Annotated in this window: 13 protein-coding genes; 4 read left to right on the top strand and 9 right to left on the bottom strand. The window is 72.0% G+C overall.

Annotated features, from left to right (window positions below):
* Positions 1-106: 106 nt before the first annotated feature.
* Positions 107-1,990: a heparinase II/III domain-containing protein gene (locus tag ACQEVI_RS13850; protein WP_432899686.1), complete on the top strand. Its 1,884-nt coding sequence runs from the start codon at positions 107-109 to the stop codon at positions 1,988-1,990.
* The gene (locus tag ACQEVI_RS13845) at positions 1,987-3,168 is read left to right on the top strand and encodes a substrate-binding domain-containing protein (protein WP_432899683.1); all 1,182 of its coding nucleotides are present in this window, start codon (positions 1,987-1,989) and stop codon (positions 3,166-3,168) included. Before ACQEVI_RS13850 ends, ACQEVI_RS13845 begins: the two co-directional genes overlap by 4 nt.
* A 91-nt stretch (positions 3,169-3,259) precedes the next feature.
* On the opposite strand, the gene ACQEVI_RS13840 is transcribed toward ACQEVI_RS13845, so the two are convergent.
* The 8 genes from ACQEVI_RS13840 to ACQEVI_RS13805 all read right to left on the bottom strand — a co-directional run bounded on the left by ACQEVI_RS13840 (position 3,260) and on the right by ACQEVI_RS13805 (position 13,800).
* Positions 3,260-4,759: a rhamnulokinase gene (locus tag ACQEVI_RS13840; RefSeq protein ID WP_432899680.1), complete on the bottom strand. Its 1,500-nt coding sequence runs from the start codon at positions 4,757-4,759 to the stop codon at positions 3,260-3,262.
* Complete coding sequence (locus tag ACQEVI_RS13835; RefSeq protein WP_432899677.1) at positions 4,756-6,852, bottom strand: bifunctional aldolase/short-chain dehydrogenase; 2,097 nt, start codon at positions 6,850-6,852, stop codon at positions 4,756-4,758. The genes ACQEVI_RS13840 and ACQEVI_RS13835 overlap by 4 nt, the downstream gene beginning before the upstream one ends.
* Positions 6,849-7,826 (bottom strand): alpha/beta hydrolase fold domain-containing protein, encoded by a 978-nt coding sequence (locus ACQEVI_RS13830; protein WP_432899674.1) that lies wholly within the window; start codon positions 7,824-7,826, stop codon positions 6,849-6,851. The genes ACQEVI_RS13835 and ACQEVI_RS13830 overlap by 4 nt, the downstream gene beginning before the upstream one ends.
* Positions 7,823-8,998, bottom strand: a complete 1,176-nt coding sequence (rhaI, locus tag ACQEVI_RS13825) for an L-rhamnose isomerase (RefSeq protein WP_432899671.1) — start codon at positions 8,996-8,998, stop codon at positions 7,823-7,825. The genes ACQEVI_RS13830 and rhaI overlap by 4 nt, the downstream gene beginning before the upstream one ends.
* A gap of 197 nt (positions 8,999-9,195) precedes the next feature.
* A complete protein-coding gene (gene rhaS / locus ACQEVI_RS13820) occupies positions 9,196-10,209 on the bottom strand; it encodes a rhamnose ABC transporter substrate-binding protein (protein WP_432899669.1) in 1,014 nt (337 codons plus the stop codon).
* An 11-nt stretch (positions 10,210-10,220) separates the two neighbouring features.
* Positions 10,221-11,216, bottom strand: coding sequence for an ABC transporter permease (locus ACQEVI_RS13815; RefSeq protein WP_432899666.1), 996 nt, complete (start codon positions 11,214-11,216; stop codon positions 10,221-10,223).
* A complete protein-coding gene (locus ACQEVI_RS13810) occupies positions 11,213-12,244 on the bottom strand; it encodes an ABC transporter permease (RefSeq protein ID WP_432899663.1) in 1,032 nt (343 codons plus the stop codon). Before ACQEVI_RS13810 ends, ACQEVI_RS13815 begins: the two co-directional genes overlap by 4 nt.
* Complete coding sequence (locus ACQEVI_RS13805) at positions 12,241-13,800, bottom strand: sugar ABC transporter ATP-binding protein (protein WP_432899660.1); 1,560 nt, start codon at positions 13,798-13,800, stop codon at positions 12,241-12,243. The genes ACQEVI_RS13810 and ACQEVI_RS13805 overlap by 4 nt, the downstream gene beginning before the upstream one ends.
* 250 nt (positions 13,801-14,050) lie before the next feature.
* Here ACQEVI_RS13805 and ACQEVI_RS13800 point away from each other — a divergent pair, with 250 nt between their 5' ends.
* On the top strand, positions 14,051-15,490 hold the full coding sequence (locus tag ACQEVI_RS13800) for an APC family permease (protein ID WP_432899657.1): 1,440 nt from the start codon (positions 14,051-14,053) through the stop codon (positions 15,488-15,490).
* 109 nt (positions 15,491-15,599) lie between these two features.
* Here the strand turns inward: ACQEVI_RS13800 and ACQEVI_RS13795 are convergent, their stop codons facing one another.
* Complete coding sequence (locus ACQEVI_RS13795) at positions 15,600-15,977, bottom strand: L-rhamnose mutarotase (RefSeq protein ID WP_432899654.1); 378 nt, start codon at positions 15,975-15,977, stop codon at positions 15,600-15,602.
* A gap of 62 nt (positions 15,978-16,039) precedes the next feature.
* On the opposite strand from ACQEVI_RS13795, the gene ACQEVI_RS13790 reads away from it, so the two are divergent.
* Positions 16,040-17,065, top strand: a complete 1,026-nt coding sequence (locus ACQEVI_RS13790; RefSeq protein WP_432899651.1) for a LacI family DNA-binding transcriptional regulator — start codon at positions 16,040-16,042, stop codon at positions 17,063-17,065.
* Positions 17,066-17,108 lie beyond the last annotated feature (43 nt).

Below are 17,108 nucleotides of genomic sequence, written 5' to 3'. Positions count from 1 at the left end.
GATCGGACGATGGCTCATTGAAGCCCACGCCACACCGGCTTGGCAAGCCCCTGGCCCTCTGCGGAGAAATCCTCTACGATCATTTTCGATCACTGGAGGACAGCACATGACAGCAGCGCTGCTGCCTGCTCCCGACGTCACCGACCGGGACTTCTGGGCGTCCGACCGCGTCGTCGAGGCCCTCGTGCCCACGGAGGCGACGGCGGACGCCGAGCGCGGCACCCCCTGGCCGCAGACCCTCGCCTCGCAGTACGCCCGGTTCTTCCGCGACGGCGACCGCACGGTCTACGAGGCGAACGTCGCAGCCCGGCACGCGCGCCTCACCCGCGCCACGCTGGCGGTGCTGCTCGACCCACGCACGGACCGTGTCGACGAGGTCGTCGACGGAGTCCTGCTGCTGTGCGAGCAGTCGTCCTGGTGCTGGGCGGCCCACGACGACACGAACACCCGGTTCGGCCGGGTCACACCCACCGTCACCGAGCCGTACCTCGACCTCGGGGCGGGCGAGGTCGCCGCCCAGCTCGCGTGGATCGACCACCTGCTCGGCCCGGTGCTCGACGAGCGCGCTCCCGGCGTGCGGTGGCGGATCCGGCAGGAGACCCAGGCCCGGGTGCTGCGGCCCTTCACCGAGCGCCGCGACTGGTGGTGGCTCGGCGTCGACCACCCGATCATGAACTGGAGCCCATGGATCCAGGGGAACGTGCTGGCGGCCAACCTCGCGCTGGAGGAGGACCCGGACCGGCGCCGGGCCGTCACCGCGCTCGTCGCGGAGGGCATAGCCGCCTACTGGGCGTCGCTGCCCGCCGACGGCGGGGTGGACGAGGGCTACAGCTACTGGTGGCAGGGCGCCGCCCGCGCGCTGGAGGCGCAGGACCTGCTCCGGTTCGCCGGGATCGAGCCGGAGCCGGCAGCACTGGACCGTATCCACGCGACCGTCGCCTTCCCGCACGCGATGCATCTCGGCGGCGACTGGTACGTCAACGTGGCCGACAGCGTCGCGCGCCCGCTCGCGACCTGGCCGTGGAACGTCGTGCACGCCTGGGCGCTGCGCGTGGGCGACGACGACGCCGCCCGGCACGCGGCCGCCCGTCGTGGGCTGCCGGGCGGCCTGTTCGACGAGCGCGCCTCCCTCCCCCGGGCGGTCCGGATGCTCTCCGACGCCGCGTGGGCCCAGGCACCGACCGCCGCTCCGCCCCTGGTCGGGCGGGCGCACTTCCCCTCGACAGGGGTCGCCGTGGCCCGCTCGGCACCCGGGTCCGCACGGGGCCTCGCGGTGTCGGTCAAGGGCGGGCACAACGACGAGAACCACAACCACGTGGACGTGGGCTCGGTCATCGTGGCGCTCGACGGCGTACCCGTGGTGGTCGACGCCGGCAAGCCCACGTACCGCGCCGGCACCTTCGGACCGGACCGGTACGACCTGTGGATGGTCCGGGGCGACTGGCACAACGTCCCGCGGATCCGCGGGGTGGAGCAGGCTCCCGGCGAGCAGTTCGCCGCGCGCGACTTCGAGGTCGGGGTCGACGAGTCGCCCGCGGGGACCTGGCACGCCCGGCTGGATCTTGGCGGGGCCTATCCGGTGGACGGGCTGGAGCACTGGTGGCGCGAGACCACGCTGGATCCGGACGCCGAGACGGTGACCGTCGAGGACTCCTGGACGTTCTCGGCCCCGCACACCCCGGCGCCCGCCGCCGGCTCGACCGCCTGGCACTGGCTCCTGGCCGGCGACGTCTCGCTCACGCCCGGCCGCGCACAGGTCCGGTTCACCCCGGACAGCGGACTGGTGACGGCACGCGTACTCTCCCTGACCTGGGATCCTGATGCCGTCGACGCCGAGCTGGACGTGCGCGAGCTGGACGATCCCGAGCTGTCGGCCGTCTGGGGCGAACGTCTGACCCGGTTGCGGCTGACCGCACGTACCGAGGCGCCGTCCGGCACGTTCCGAGTAACGATGAGACCCACCGGGTCCGTACCGCAGGAGGTTGCATGACGGAGGAAGCGCCGCTCCCCAGCGAACGTCGGGCGCGCCTCATCGCGCGAGTGCGGGTGACCGGTTCGGCGCGCGTGAGCGACCTGTCGCGCGTGCTCGGCGTGACGCCCGTGACCGTGCGCCGCGACCTCGCCCTGCTCGTCGCGGACGGCACGCTGGAGAAGGTGCACGGCGGCGCCCGGATCCCGGCCCGCAGCGCGGGCCTCGGTGCTCGCACGGGCGCGAGCACCGGCATCCCCCAGCCCGATCAGGCATCCGACGGTCGCGTCGACCAGCTGACCATAGGCATGGTCGTGCCCTCCATCGAGTACTACTGGCCCGAGGTGATCCGCGGCGCGCGGGACGCTGCGCGCGGAGAGGTGCGGCTGATCCTGCGCGGCGCGTCGTACGAGGTCGACCAGGTGCGGCGCCAGGTGGCCGCGCTCGTCGGGGAGGACGGCGGACCGGGCGTGGACGGCCTCCTCGTGGCGCCGCCCGTCGACGGGCCCGAAGCCGCCGAGCTCGGCGAGTGGCTGGCCGGCCTGAACGTCCCGGTGGTGCTGATGGAGCGGCGGCTGGCGACCGGCCCGTACCGCGAGCCGCTGGAGTCGGTCGCCACCGACCACGCGCTCGGTTCCGGCGTGGCCACGCGGCACATCGCGGAGCGGGGGCACCGCCGGGTGGGACTGGTGACGTCGCGGACCAGCCCGACCTCGGCCGCCGTGCGGCGCGGTTTTCTCGCGGTGGCGGACGAGCTGGGCCTCGACGTGGTGCTCGACCTGGAGACCGTGCCGATGTTCGACGCCGGCTGGACCGACGAGGCCGCCTCCGTGCTGGACAGGTGCGCGGAGACCGGAGCGACGGCGCTCATCGTGCACTCCGACCGGGAGGCGATCTCGCTCGTCGAGCAGGCACAGGAGCGCGGCGTGCGGGTGCCCGCAGACCTCGCGGTGATCGCGTACGACGACGAGGTCGCAGGCCTGGCCGATCCGCCGCTCACCGCGGTGCGGCCGCCCAAGGCGGCGATCGGCGCGGGCGCGCTGGAGCTCCTGTTGCGGCGCCTTGCTGCCCAGGCGGATGCTGCGGCGTCGCCGGGCAGCGACGGCGGCGACGCGGTGACCGGGGCGGACCGCCCCGTACACCGCATAGAGCTGAGCCCGCGCCTGATCGTGCGCGCGTCGAGCGCAGCCCACGAGTAAGGCGTTGAGTGCTGGGTATTTGCGCCGTAGGAGCGGCGCGGCGCACAAATACCCAGCACTCAACGGGTCGGGAAGGGAGCCGGATCGGCGGCTAGTTTTGCGGGGCGGGGGCGTAGCGGCGTAGGCGCGCGCTGGCGCGGACCACGTCGCGGAGGGCCGTCAGATCGCCCGAAACGACGCCGACCGCGCGCGCCTGCACGAGCACGTTCCCGAGCGCCGTCGCCTCGACCGGTCCCGCGATCACGGGCAGCCCCGTCGCCTCGGCGGTGAGCCGGCACAACAGCTCGTTCTGCGACCCGCCGCCGACCACGTGCACGGCGTCCACAACCACGCCTGCCAGGGCAGATGCCTCGGAGATCGCCCGCGCCGACGCGGCGGCGAGACTGTCGAGGATCACGCGGACCAGGGCCGGCCGCGTACTGACCGTGTCCAGATGGAGTTCCACGCCGAGGCGGGCGACGGCGTCGGACACCCGGCGGGGCATGTCGCCGGGCGCGAGGAACTCGTCGCCGTCGACGTCCACGAGGCAGCGCCCGCCGGGCTCGGCCTCGGCCGCGGCGAGCAGGCCCGGCAGGTCGACGGGCGCGCCGTCAGCTGCCGCCCAGGCCCGGACGCACTCGTCGAGCACCCACAGCCCCATGACGTTGCGCAGGTACCGGACCGTGCCGTCGAGCCCGAGCTCGTTGGTGAAGTTCGCGGCGCGGCTCGCCTCGGTGAGCACGGGAGCCGGCAGCTCCAGCCCGACGAGCGACCACGTCCCCGACGAGATGTACGCCGCCGAGGCCCCGAGCGGGGCCGCCGCGACGGCGGAGGCCGTGTCGTGCGAGGCCACCGCGAGCACGAGCACGTCGCCCAGCCCCGTCGCCTCCCGTACCGCGGGCAGCAGGTGCCCGACGGCGGCGCCGGGCTCGACGAGCTCCGGCAGCCGGCCGCGGAGCCCGGCGAGCCCGGGACGTGCTGCGGCGAGCCGGTCCAGGAGGTCGGCCGACCAGTCGCGTGTGCGGGCGTCGAGCAGCCCGGTGGTCGACGCGTTGGTCACCTCCGCGACCTGCCGCCCGGTGAGCCAGTAGGCGACCAGATCGGGAATCAGCAGCAGCTTCTCCACGCGCGCCCAGTCGTCGTCGCTGGCCGAGCCCCCCGCGACCAGCTGGAACTCCGTGGTGAACGGCAGATGCTGCAACCCGTTGACGGCGTAGTGGTCCGCGAACGAGATCTGTCGGTACACCTCGTCGGCCACCCCGTCGGTGCGCGCGTCCCGGTAGCAGTGCGGGTTCGCCACCAGCTCGCCGGCGCCGTCGAGCAGCCCGTAGTCGACCGCCCACGAGTCGACGCCGATCCCGCGGATCTCGACGCCCCGTTCACGCGCGACGTCGCCCGCGGACCGCAGCCCGTCGAGGATCCCGCGCCACAGCGCGCGCACGTCCCAGCGGAGCTCGCCGCGCTCGTCGGACACAGGGCCGTTGGGGAACCGCCCGCACTCGACGAGCTCGACCCGTCGGCCGTCCACCACGCCGAGCATCACCCGGCCGCTGGTCGCGCCGAGGTCGATCGCGACGAAGCCGGAGGCCTCCCCGGCCGGCGAAGTACTCACCGCAGGAACGCCGCTGAGACGCCCGCGTCGACGGGTACGTGCAGGCCTGTCGTGTGCGAGAAGTCCGAGGTGCACAGCGCGAACACGGCGGACGCCACGTTCTCGGGCAGCACCTCGCGCTTGAGCAGCGTGCGCTGCGCGTAGAACTCGCCGAGCTTCTCCTCCGGCACCCCGTAGACCGCCGCCCGGTTGGCCCCCCAGCCGGACGCGAAGATGCCCGACCCGCGCACCACACCGTCCGGGTTCACGCCGTTCACGCGGATGCCGTGCTCGCCCAGCTCCGCGGCGAGCAGCCGCACCTGGTGCGCCTGGTCGGCCTTGGTCGCGGAGTACGCGATGTTGTTCGGCCCAGCGAAAACGGAGTTCTTCGAGGAGATGTAGACGATGTCGCCACCCAGCCCCTGGTCCACGAGCACGCGCGCCGCTTCACGTGAAACCAGGAACGAGCCCTTCGCCATGACGTTGTGCTGCAGGTCCCAGTCGGCCACCGTCGTGTCGAACAGGGACCGCGACAGGGACAGGCCCGCGTTGTTCACCACGAGGTCGACGCCGCCGAACGCGAGCACCGCCTCCCGGATCCCGGCCTGCACGGCGTCCTCGGACGACACGTCCATGGCGACACCGATCGCGACGTCCGCCGAGCCCAGCTCTGCCGCCGCGGCGGTCGCCTTGGCAAGGTCCAGGTCCGCGACGACCACGCACGCGCCCTCGGCGGCGAGCCGCTGCGCGATCGCCTTGCCGATGCCCGACGCCGCCCCGGTCACCAGTGCGACCCGCGTCGCCAGCGGCTTCGGCGCGGGCATGCGCCGCAGCTTCGCCTCCTCAAGTGCCCAGTACTCGATGCGGAACTTCTCGTCCTCGGCGATGGGCGCGTAGGTCGAGATCGTCTCGGCGCCGCGCATCACGTTGATCGCGTTGACGTAGAACTCGCCGGCCACGCGCGCCGTCTGCTTGTTGCGCCCGTACGAGAACATGCCCACGCCCGGCACCAGCACGATCGCCGGGTCGGCTCCGCGCATCGCGGGCGACTCCTCGCCGCGTGCCCGCGCCGCGGCGGCACCCCGCTCGTAGTACGCCGCGTAGTCCGCGCGGTACGCCTCGTGCGCGGCCCGGAGCGCGGTGACCGTCTCCTCCACGGTGGCCGACGTCGGGACGTCCACCACCAGCGGCTTCACCTTGGTGCGGAGGAAGTGGTCGGGGCACGAGGTGCCGAGCCCGGCGAGCGGCAGCAGCCGCTCCCGCGCGAGGAGGTCCAGCACGACGTCGGAGTCGGTGAAGTGGCCCACCTGCGGCGCGTCCGCTGACGCGATGCCGCGGATCACCGGGGCGAGGGCCGCCGCCCGGGCGCGCCGCTCGGCGTCGGGCAGGGGCTCGTAGCCGGGGCGGACGGCGCCGAACGCGTGCGTACCGTCGGCCGCGAGGGCCGCTGTCCGCGACTCGATGAACGCCTCGGCGCGCCGGATGATCCCGAGCGACCGCTCCTCCGCCTCGTCCGAGGTGTCGCCCCAGGCGGTGATGCCGTGCCCGCCCAGGACGCAGCCGATGGCCTGCGGGTTCGCCGCCTTGATCGCCGCGATGTCGAGGCCGAGCTGGAAGCCGGGGCGACGCCACGGCACCCAGACGACCTCGTCGCCGAAGATCTCGCGGGTCAGCGCCTCGCCGTCGGCAGCCGCGGCCACCGCGATGCCGGAGTCGGGGTGCAGGTGGTCCACGTGGGCGGCGTCGACCAGGCCGTGCATCGCGGTGTCGATCGACGGCGCCGCGCCGCCCTTGCCGTGCAGGCAGTAGTCGAACGCGGCGACCATCTCGTCCTCGTGGTCCAGGCCCGGGTACACGTCGACGAGCGCGCGCATCCGGTCCAGCTGCAGCACGGCCAGGCCCTGGGGCTGCAGCGTGCCGAGGTCCCCGCCGGAGCCCTTGACCCACAGCAGCTCGACGGGCTCACCCGTCACGGGGTCGGTGGCGGTCCCCTTCGCGGACGTGTTGCCGCCCGCGTAGTTGGTGTTGCGGGGGTCGGCGCCCAGCCGGTTCGAGCGGGCGACGAGCGAGGTGACCGTCGGGTTGCCTGTCACGTCGGCAGTCTGGTTCGTCATCGGGCTGCTGCTTCCGTCTCGGTGGGGTGCACCGCATCGGTCGCGGTCGCCGAGACCGAGGTCCCGGCGAGCTCGGCCGGCGGGGGCGTGACGTCGTGGTGGTGCGGTGCTTCGTGCGGTGTGCCGACGAGCCCGTCGGCGGTGAGCCAGACCGCGATGCGCGCGATGCTGCGCGCGGCACCGGCGGTGCCGGGCTCGTTGAGGTGTCCGTGATAGGTGCTGTCCTCCCGGACGAGCAGCACGTCGACGCCGGCCGCGGCGAGCTCCGCGCAGTACGCCTCGCCCGAGGACCGCAGCGCGTCGTGGTCGGACGTGACGACGAACGTGGGCGGCAGCCCGCGCAGGTCCTGCCCTCCGGGGTGGGCGTACGGGGAGATCGGCAGGTCGCTGTCGCCGAGGTAGTTGGCGCCCATAGCGCGCATCGCCTCGGGCGGGAAGTCCCGGTCGGGCGGCAGCGCGGCGATCTTCTCGGCCAGCTCGGGGCTCGGGGCGGGCAGCTCGTAGTGCGCCACGGGGTAGGCCAGCACCACCGACCGCGGCTGCGGCCCGCCCGCGTCGCGCAGGCGGAGCGACGCACCGGCAGCCAGGTTGCCGCCGGCGCTCGCCCCGCCCAGCGACCACTGTTCTGACCCGACGCCGAGACCGGCGTCCCGCGCCCAGGCGAAGGCGAACGTGACCTCCTCGGACGCGACGGGGAACCGCACCCCGTCGGGTGCCGGGGAACCGGCCGGATCCCGGTAGTCGAGATCCGGCGCGAGCCGGTAGTCGACGCTCACGACCACCACGCCGACGTCGGCGAGCATCCGCGCCACCCAGTCGGCCTCGGGCATGTCGAGGTCGCCGTACATGAACGCACCACCGTGCGCCCACACCAGACCGGCCACCCGGTCGGTACCGGTCGGCGGCTCGTAGACCCGCACCCGCAGGTCACCGTGCGGGCCGTCCAGCACGCGGTCCCCGACGGTGCCGCTCACGCGCCCCATCCGGCCTGGGCGCCTCCGACTCGCTCGGCGGCGACCTTCTCGGCGTACCCGGATGCCGCGAAGGCGGCCCTGGGGTTCGGGTCGAGGCCCATCTCCTCGCGCACCTCGGCGACGAGGGGGCGAACGTCGGTGTCGTAGGCGTCCATGAGTACGGCGTGCGCGCCGAGCACGTCACCCGAGAGCTGGGCAGCTGTGAGCGCCTCGACGTCGACGAGCAGGGCCTTCGCCGTCGCCTCCTGGACGTTCATGACCGAGCGGATCTGCGCCGGGATCTTCGGCTCGATGTTGTGGCACTGGTCGAGCATGAAGTTGACGCCGCTGTCCGGCGCGTGGGCGCCGGCTAAAACGATCTCGTGCATGATCCGGAACAGCTGGAACGGGTCAGCGGCGCCGACCATGAGGTCGTCGTCGGCATAGAAGCGGCTGTTGAAGTCGAAGGCTCCGAGGCGACCCTGGCGCAGGAGCTGCGCCACGATGAACTCGATGTTGGTGCCGGGCGCGTGGTGGCCGGTGTCGAGCACCACCTTCGCGCGGTCGCCCAGGGCCACCACGTGCAGCAGGGACGTGCCCCAGTCCGGGACGTCGGAGATGTAGAACGCGGGCTCGAAGAACTTGTACTCGAGAACCATGTGCTGGTCGTCGTCGAGCGCCGCGTAGATCTCGGCGAGGGACTCGGCGATCCGGTCCTGCCGGGCCCGGATCGAGTCCTGGCCCGGGTAGTTGAGGCCGTCGGAGAGCCAGACCTTGAGGTCCTTGGAGCCCGTCGCCCGCATGACGTCGATGCACTGCTTGTGGTGGTCCACCGCCTTGGCCCGCACCCGGGGGTCGGGGTGGGCGAGGGAGCCCAGCATGAAGTCGTCGTCCTGGAAGACGTTCGAGTTGATCATGCCGATCCGCACGCCCAGGTCCTCGGCGTGCCGGGCGAGGACCCCGAAGTCGTCGACGAGGTCCCAGGGGATGTGCAGGCTGACCCGCGGGGCGACGCCGGTGTACCGGTGCACCTGCGCGGCGTCGGCCAGCTTCTCGAACGGGTCACGCGGCACGCCCGGCTGGCCGAAGACCTTGAACCTCGTCCCCGAGTTGCCGAACGCCCACGACGGCAGCTCGATCGTCTGCTGCCGGAGCGCGGACCTGGCCGCCTCGGTTCGTGTGGATGCCGCCATGGCGTCCTTCCTCTCCGCGCACTTCCTCGTGCACCATCTTGAAACGATCGTCTTGAAACGATTCACTCGAACCCTAAACCGCCGCCGCCGCGCGGTCAAGGTGCCGTGTGGCTCCCCGGTCGGCAGAACGTCAGGTGATCGGCAGTCCGAGCTGCCGATCACCTGACGTCCTACCGACCACGCGAACCCTCCGCGACCTAGAAGTCGAAGTCCGCGATGTTGCTCTCGTCGAACACGTACGGCTCGCCGAGCAGCACCTCGCCGTCCGCCCCGACGGTGAACTCGCCCAGGCGCCCCGCGGTGAAGGTGTCGCCCTCCTCGCCCGTGATGTCGCCCGCCGCAAGGGCCGCCGCGGCCTGCGTCGCCAGGTAGCCGAGGTCGGTCGGGTTCCACAGCGCGAACGCCTCGACGGTGCCGTCCTCGACGTACTCGCGCATCTGGTCGGGCGTGCCGAGACCGGTGACGGCCACACGGCCCTTGGCGTCCGACGTCGACACGTAACGCGCCGCCGCGGCGATCCCGACCGTGGTGGGCGAGACGATGCCCTTGAGGTCGGGGTGCGACTGCAGCAGCGCGGCGGTCTTGTCGAACGAGGTCTGGTCGTCGTCGTCGCCGTAGACGGTCTCGACCAGCTCGATGTCCGGGTAGTCGGAGGCCAGCTTCTCCTCCATGAGCGCGATCCAGGCGTTCTGGTTGGTCGCGTTGGCCGACGCCGACAGGATCGCGATCTCGCCCTCGCCGCCGATCTGGTCCGCGACCAGCTCGAGCTGCTTGTCGGCGATGCCCTCGGGCGAGGCCTGGTTGACGAACAGGTCCCGGAACTGCGGCTCGGTGTCCGAGTCGAACGTGACCACCTTGGTGCCCGCCGACCGCGCCTCCTCCAGCGCGTCGCCGATCGCCGTCGGATCGTTGGCCGAGACCACCAGGGCGCTGACTCCCTGCTGTGCCGCGGTGTTGATGAACGGCACCTGGGCGTCGGGCGACGCCGCGTCCGGCCCGACCTCGTCGACCGTGGCGCCCAGCTCCTCCGCCGCCTCCTGCGCGCCCGCCGTCGACGCCTCGAAGTACGGGTTGCCCAGGTTCTTGGGCAGCACGGTGATCGTCACCGAGTCGTCACCACCGCCGCCCCCGCCGTCGCTCGAACCACATGCGGTCAGGCCCAGCGCCAGCACGGCGGTCGTGCCGGCCGCGAGCACAGATGTGAACTTCATCGTCCGTCTCCCTACGTTCGTTGCCCGACGGCGCTCCGCCGCCGGACTCTCAGGCCGCCCGCGATGCGCGGAGCGACCACGGAAACAACCAGCGCCGTGCCGATCACTATGTTGATGACGTTGACCGTCACGCTCTCCAGGCGCAGCGCGCTGCCGAGCACCCCGATGAGCAGGACGCCCGCGACCACCCCGTGGATCGCGCCGCGCCCGCCGAAGATCGACACCCCGCCGAGCAGCACGGCGGCGACCACCTGCAGCTCCATGCCCGTCGCGTTGTCGCCGCGCGCGCTGCCGTAGCGCAGCGTGTAGTAGACGCCCGCGAGCGCCGACACCGCCCCGGACAGCACGAACAGGATCAGCAGGGTCCGCTTGACGTCGACGCCGGAGAACCGGGCGGCCTCGCTGCTGCGGCCGATGTCCAGCACGTTCCGCCCGAACGGTGTCGCGTGCAGCAGCACGGCGAAGATCGCGATCACGAGGAGCAGCCCGAGGGTGATGACCGGGTAGGGCGACTCCCCCAGCTTCGCCGTGGCGCCGTCGGTCCAGGACTCGGGGAAGCCGGTGACCGCCGTCGTGCCGAGCAGGCCGACGGCCAGGCCGCGGTAGAGGGCGAGCGAGCCGATGGTGACGGCCAGCGACGGCAGGCCCGCGTACGCGACCAGGGCGCCGTTGATCGCGCCGCACACCGCGCCGAGCAGCACCGAGATCAGCAGCGCGACCCAGAGGCCGAGCCCTGCCTGGTAGAGCAGCCCGAACGTGACGCTGGAGAGGCCGACCACCGACGCGACCGACAGGTCGATCTCCCCGGTGGCGATGATGAGCGTCATCGGGAGGGCGATGAGCAGCACGGGGGCGAGGTCGAGCACCAGGTAGGTGATGGTGAGCGGGCCGTCGAAGTTCCGCACCACCGCGGTGGCGACGATCCAGGCCACCGCCAGGATCGCGATGGTGAGCATCTCCCGGGTGAGCAGCGCACGCTGCAGCCACGGGCGGGCGTGGGTTCTCATGCGGCCGCCTCCTCCCTGTCGCCCTGGCGACCGTCCATACGGTCGTCGGGTCCGGTATCTCGCTCGGCGGCCAGACGGCGCGAGCGGCGGTTGGCGAGCACCCTGTCCAGCGCGATGGCGCCGATGATGAGCGCGCCCACCACCGCGCGCTGCCAGAAGTCGGGGATGCCCACGACGGGCAGCGCCCGGTTGATGGTGAGGAGCAGCATCGCGCCGAGGGCGGCGCCCGCCACGGTCCCGCTGCCCCCGAAGATCGCGACGCCGCCCACGACGACGGCGCCGACCACCTGCAGCTCCATACCGGTGCCCGCACCCGAGGAGACCGTCCCGTACCGGGCGGCGAACATCACCCCGGCCAGCCCGGCGAGGGCACCGCCGAGTGCGAACGCGCCGAGCAGGCGGCGTCGGACGGGCAGGCCCTGGAGAGCCGCGGCGTCGGGGTCGGAGCCGATGGCGTAGAGCTGCCGGCCGCCGCGTGAGGTGTACATGTAGTAGCCCACCCCGGCGAGCACGACCGCCGCGACGATGGTCAGCACCGGGACGCCCAGCACCTGCTGCGTGCCCAGGCCGAGGAAGGCGCGCGGCATGTCGCCCGCGTCGATCCGGTCGCTGCCGGCCCAGGTGAGGGTCACACCGCGGTAGACGTACAGGGTGCCGAGCGTGATGACGAGGGCGGGCACCCGGGCGAACGCGACGATCGAGCCGTTGACCAGACCGAGCAGCGCACCGACCGCGACGGCGGCGAGCGTGACCACGACGATCGGCAGGTCAGGCGCCTCGATGAACAGGCGACCCGTCAGGTACGCCGTGAGGCCCAGCACGGACCCGACCGAGAGGTCCACGTTGCGCGTGATGACCACCACCGCCTGTCCGACGGCGAGCACCACGAGGATCGCGGGCGTGAGCAGCAGGTCGCGCCAGCCGCCCGCGCTGAGCAGGAAGCCCGGCTGGATAGCGGTGGTCACGCCGATCACCACCAGCAGGGCGAGGGCGATGCCCGCCTCGCGGCGGCGCAGGACGTTCCTCATGCCGCCCCCTCGGTCTTGGCGCCACCGGTCTCGACGCCGCTGGTCTCGACACCGCTAGGGGTGGCGCCCGGCGTGGCCGCGCGCATCACCGCCTCGGGCGTCGCCTCCGCACGGCTGAGCTCGGCGGCGATGCGCCCCTCGCGCACCACGAGCACACGGTCGGCCATGCCCAGTACCTCCGGCAGCTCGGACGAGATCATCAGGACGGCCAGCCCCTCGGCGGCCAGGGTGGACAGCAGCCGGTGCACCTCGGCCTTGGTACCGACGTCGATCCCGCGGGTGGGCTCGTCGACGATGAGCACCTTCGGCCCGGTGGCCAGCCACTTCGCCAGGACCACCTTCTGCTGGTTGCCGCCGCTCATGGTGGTGGCGAGCGCGTCCAGCGCCCCGGCCTTCACCTCGAGCCGGCCGGACCAGTCGCGCGCGAGCCGGGCCTCGGCGGAGGGCCCCAGGATGCCCAGCCGGGCCAGGCGGCGCCTCATGACGGAGGACACGTTGCGCCCGACCGACGACTCCGTGACCAGGCCCTGCAGCCGCCGGTCCTCGGGGACCAGGGCGAGCCCCGCGGCGATGGCTGCCGCCGGGTTACCCGGTCGGAGCGGTCGGCCGCCCACGGTGACGCTGCCGACGGAGTACCGGTCGACGCCGAACACCGCGCGCGCGATCTCGCTGCGCCCGGCCCCGACGAGCCCCGCCAGGCCGACGATCTCGCCGGCCCGCACCTCGAAGGACACGTCGTGGAAGGTGCCCGTCGACTCCAGGCCTTCCACCCGCAGCACCACCTCGCCGGCGGTGCTCGGCACCTTCGGGTAGAGCTCGGCCACGTCGCGGCCCACCATGCGGCGTACGAGCTCGTCGGGCGTGACGTCGGCGACGGCGTCCGTGGAGACGTGCTCGCCGTCGCGCATGACGGTCACGGTGTCGCAGAGGTCGGCCACCTCGTCGAGGCGGTGCGAGATGAACACGACTGCGCGGCCGGCGTCGCGCAGCCCACGGGCGACCGCGAACAGGCGGCGCACCTCGACCGCGCTCAGCGCCGCCGTCGGCTCGTCCATGACGAGGAGGCGGGCGTCCAGGGAGATCGCCTTGGCGATCTCGACGATCTGCTGGTCCGCGATGGAGAGCCCCTCGGCGGGACGGTCGGGATCCAGGTCGACGCCGAGGTCCCGGAACAGGTTCCGGGTACCCTCGCGCATCGCGCGCCGGTCGATCCGGCGGAACCTGCCGAGCGGCTCGCGGCCCAGGAAGATGTTCTCCGTGACGGTCAGGTCAGGGAAGCTCGCGGGCTCCTGATGGATGACGGCGACGCCTGCGGCCTTGGCCTCGGCGGGACCGGCGAAGTCGACGGGCTCGCCGTCGAGCTCGACGGTGCCCGCGTCCCGGCGGTGCACCCCGCCCACGATCTTGACCAGCGTGGACTTGCCCGCGCCGTTCTCTCCGACGAGGGCGTGGATGCTGCCCGGCTGGACCACCAGGGTGCCGGAGCGGAGCGCTGCCACCGGCCCGAAGGACTTGGCGACCCCTTCCAGACGCAGCGTGGGTGCGGCGTTCGGCATATCTCTCCGTCGAGCTGTGCGGGCGGTCGACGATGACCGCTGGTCTGATGCTTGGTCTGATGCTGAAGCGTTGAATCGTTCAAACAAGTACTCGGAAGATAGACCCGCCAGGTCAGAGCGTCAAGAAGTTCCGGCGCGTCCGTTGCCGTGCGCTTTCACTTACGGAACTCTTGACCGACCAGGGGCGATCGCTGCCCACAGCACGTGGAGGCGGCCCGAGGTTGCACCGCCTCAGACGGAGGTGACCGGAATGACCCAGCCAGCTGCCGAGGAACACGCGCCCCCCGGCGAGGAGCCCACAGAGCTCAAGCGCGTCATGGGGCCGAAGCTCCTCCTCCTCTTCATCGTCGGCGACATCCTCGGCACCGGTGTCTACGCACTCACCGGGCAGGTCGCGGCAGAGGTCGGCGGCGCGGCCTGGGCGCCGTTCATCGTCGCGTTCCTCATCGCCCTCATCACCGCGTTCTCCTACCTGGAGCTGGTGACCAAGTACCCGCAGGCGGCCGGCGCCGCCCTGTACACGCACAAGGCGTTCGGGGTCCACTTCCTCACGTTCATCGTGTGCTTCACGGTGATGTGCTCGGGCATCACCTCGGCGTCCACCGCCGCCCGGGCCGTGGGCTCCAACCTGCTCGCGGGCTTCGGCATCGAGGGATCCAGCACGTGGACAGTGGTCGCCGTCGCCCTCGTCTTCATGGCGCTGGTCGCCGCCGTGAACCTGCGCGGCGTCGGCGAGTCCGTGAAGGCCAACATCGTGCTCACGCTCGTCGAGCTCTCCGGCCTGCTGTTCATCATCCTTGTCGGGATCTTCGCGGCGTTCGGCGGCAAGGCCGACTTCAGCCGGGTGATGGTGTTCGAGAGCCCTGGCGACAAGAGCGCATTCCTCGCCGTGACCGCCGCGACGGCCCTCGCGTTCTTCGCGATGGTCGGGTTCGAGGACGCGGTCAACATGGCCGAGGAGACGCACGACCCGGTGAAGAACTTCCCGCGCATGATGATCGCCGGCATCGGCATCACCGGCGTCATCTACGTGCTGGTCGCGATCTTCACCGTGGCGATCGTTCCGGTGGGCGAGCTCGGCGCGAGCGACACACCGCTCACGCTGGTCGTCGAGCGGGCCCTGCCCGGCTTCCCCATCGGTTCCATCTTCCCGTTCATCACGATCTTCGCCGTGGCGAACTCGGCGCTGATCAACATGCTGATGGCGTCGCGTCTCCTGTACGGCATGGCCAAGCAGAGGGTGCTGCCACCGTTCCTCGGGCGGGTCTCCCCGCGGCGGCAGACGCCCACCGCGGCGATCGTGTTCACCACCGTCATCGCGCTCGGGCTCATCGTGCTCGTGACGCTGCAGGCGGAGAACGGCGTCATCGCAGCGCTCGGCGGCACGACGTCGCTCCTGCTGCTCGCCGTGTTCACCATAGTCAATGTCGCGGTGCTCAAGCTGCGGAGCAACATCGTGGACCGGAAGCACTTCGTGGCCCCGACCCTCCTGCCGATCCTCGGGGCGCTGCTCTGCGCGTTCTTCGTCGGGCCCTGGACCGGGCGCGATCCGCTCCAGTACCAGATCGCGGGCTGGCTGCTGCTCATCGGCGTCGTCCTGTGGTTCGTCACCTGGGCGTTCAACCGTCCCGAGCCCACGAGGATCACGGACCCCGACGCGCTCAGCGAGCGCGAGGGCGGCACCAACTAGGCCGACCCCGGGGTGTGTTGCCGAAGTGGCGCGCCTGTCCGCCCGACGCCGGATACCCGGCGCAGGGCGGACAGGCGCTCTACTTCGGGAACACACCCTGCGTGCGAGGTCACTCCCCCTGTGCGTCAGGTGCCGCGGCCAGCGCCGCCAGCTGGCCCTCCAGGTGGAAGACCTCGTCCAGCAGCACGAACCCGTCGTCGGGGTTGCCGTCGTCGACGAAGAACCCCGACATCGCCGCCTGCCAGCGTGCGTTGACCTCGGTCGCGGCCATGCCCCGCTGCGCCGCCTCGTAGTCGTCGGTCTCCAGGAACCCGACGAGCAGGCCGTCGTTGCGCAGGAACAGGTGATAGTCGCGCCAGCCGGTGTCCCGGAGAGCCTCCAACATCTCCGGCCAGACGGCGGCGTGTGCCGCCCGGTACTCCGGGATACGGTCTGCTCGCACCCGGGACGTGAAACAGACGCGTGCACCAGCGGTGTTGCTCGACATGTCCGGCCCTCCGGTTCTTCGTGAAACGGTTCATAATGTAGCCCGAAGCAAGGAGGCTCTCCATGACCCAGCAGGCCGCTCACCGCCGAGCATCCATCGCCGACGTCGCCCGCGTCGCCGGCGTATCCGTCGGCACGGTCTCGAACGTCCTCAACCGACCCGAACGCGTGCTGCCCGGTACCCGCGAACGGGTCGAGGCCGCGATCGAGGAGCTCAGCTTCGTCCGTAACGGGTCCGCCCGGCAGCTCCGGGCCGGAACCATCACGACCATCGGCGCGATCGTCCTGGACATCGCCAACCCGTTCTTCACCGACGTCGCACGGGGCATCGAGGAGCGCCTGGACCGCGACGACTTCACGCTCATGGTGGCGTCGTCCGACGACGACCCCGAACGCGAGCAGCGCTACCTCCGCCTGTTCGAGGAGCACGGCGTGCAGGGCGTCATGGTCGTCCCGGCGACCGACGACATCGAGCACCTGCTCGCGATCCGCCGCCGTGGCACCGGCGTCGTGCTGCTGGACCGTCCGTCATCGGACCCGAGCATCTCGTCGGTGGCCGTCGACGACGTCCGCGGGGGCGAGCTCGCAGCGCGCCACCTCCTGGACGAGGGCCACACCCGGATCGTCTTCCTCAACGGGCCGCACACGATCAGGCAGTGTGCCGACCGGCACGAAGGCGTGGTCAAGGAGCTCGCCGCCGCTGGGCTCGACCCGGCGTCCGCGCTCCAGGAGATCACCGTGACCACCCTCAACGCCGAGGGCGGCGAGGCAGCGATCCGCAGGCTCCTGGAGTCGGGCGAGCGACCAACCGCCGTCTTCTGCGTGAACGACCTGGTCGCGCTGGGCGTGCTGCGCACGCTCCGCACGGAGAACATCGCGGTCCCCGCCGACATGGCGGTGGTGGGTTACGACGACGTCGCGTTCGCCGCCGAGCTGTCCACACCGCTCACCTCGATCCGCCAGCCGACGCACGAGCTCGGCGCCCGCGCCGCGGACCTCCTGCTCAACGGCCCCGGTGCGGAGGCAGAGCACGTGATGTTCCAGCCCACGCTGGTGGTGCGGGGCTCCAGCTCCGCGTCGGCGAGGTAACCGCAAGACGCGGAACGACCATGCACCTGCTGCCAGCGGCCGG

Source organism: Promicromonospora sp. CA-289599 (assembly GCF_050936155.1).
Taxonomy (GTDB): Bacteria; Actinomycetota; Actinomycetes; order Actinomycetales; family Cellulomonadaceae; genus Promicromonospora.
The sequence above is the reverse complement of the archived record's forward strand: the minus strand, read 5'-3'. Positions and strand labels throughout refer to the sequence as shown.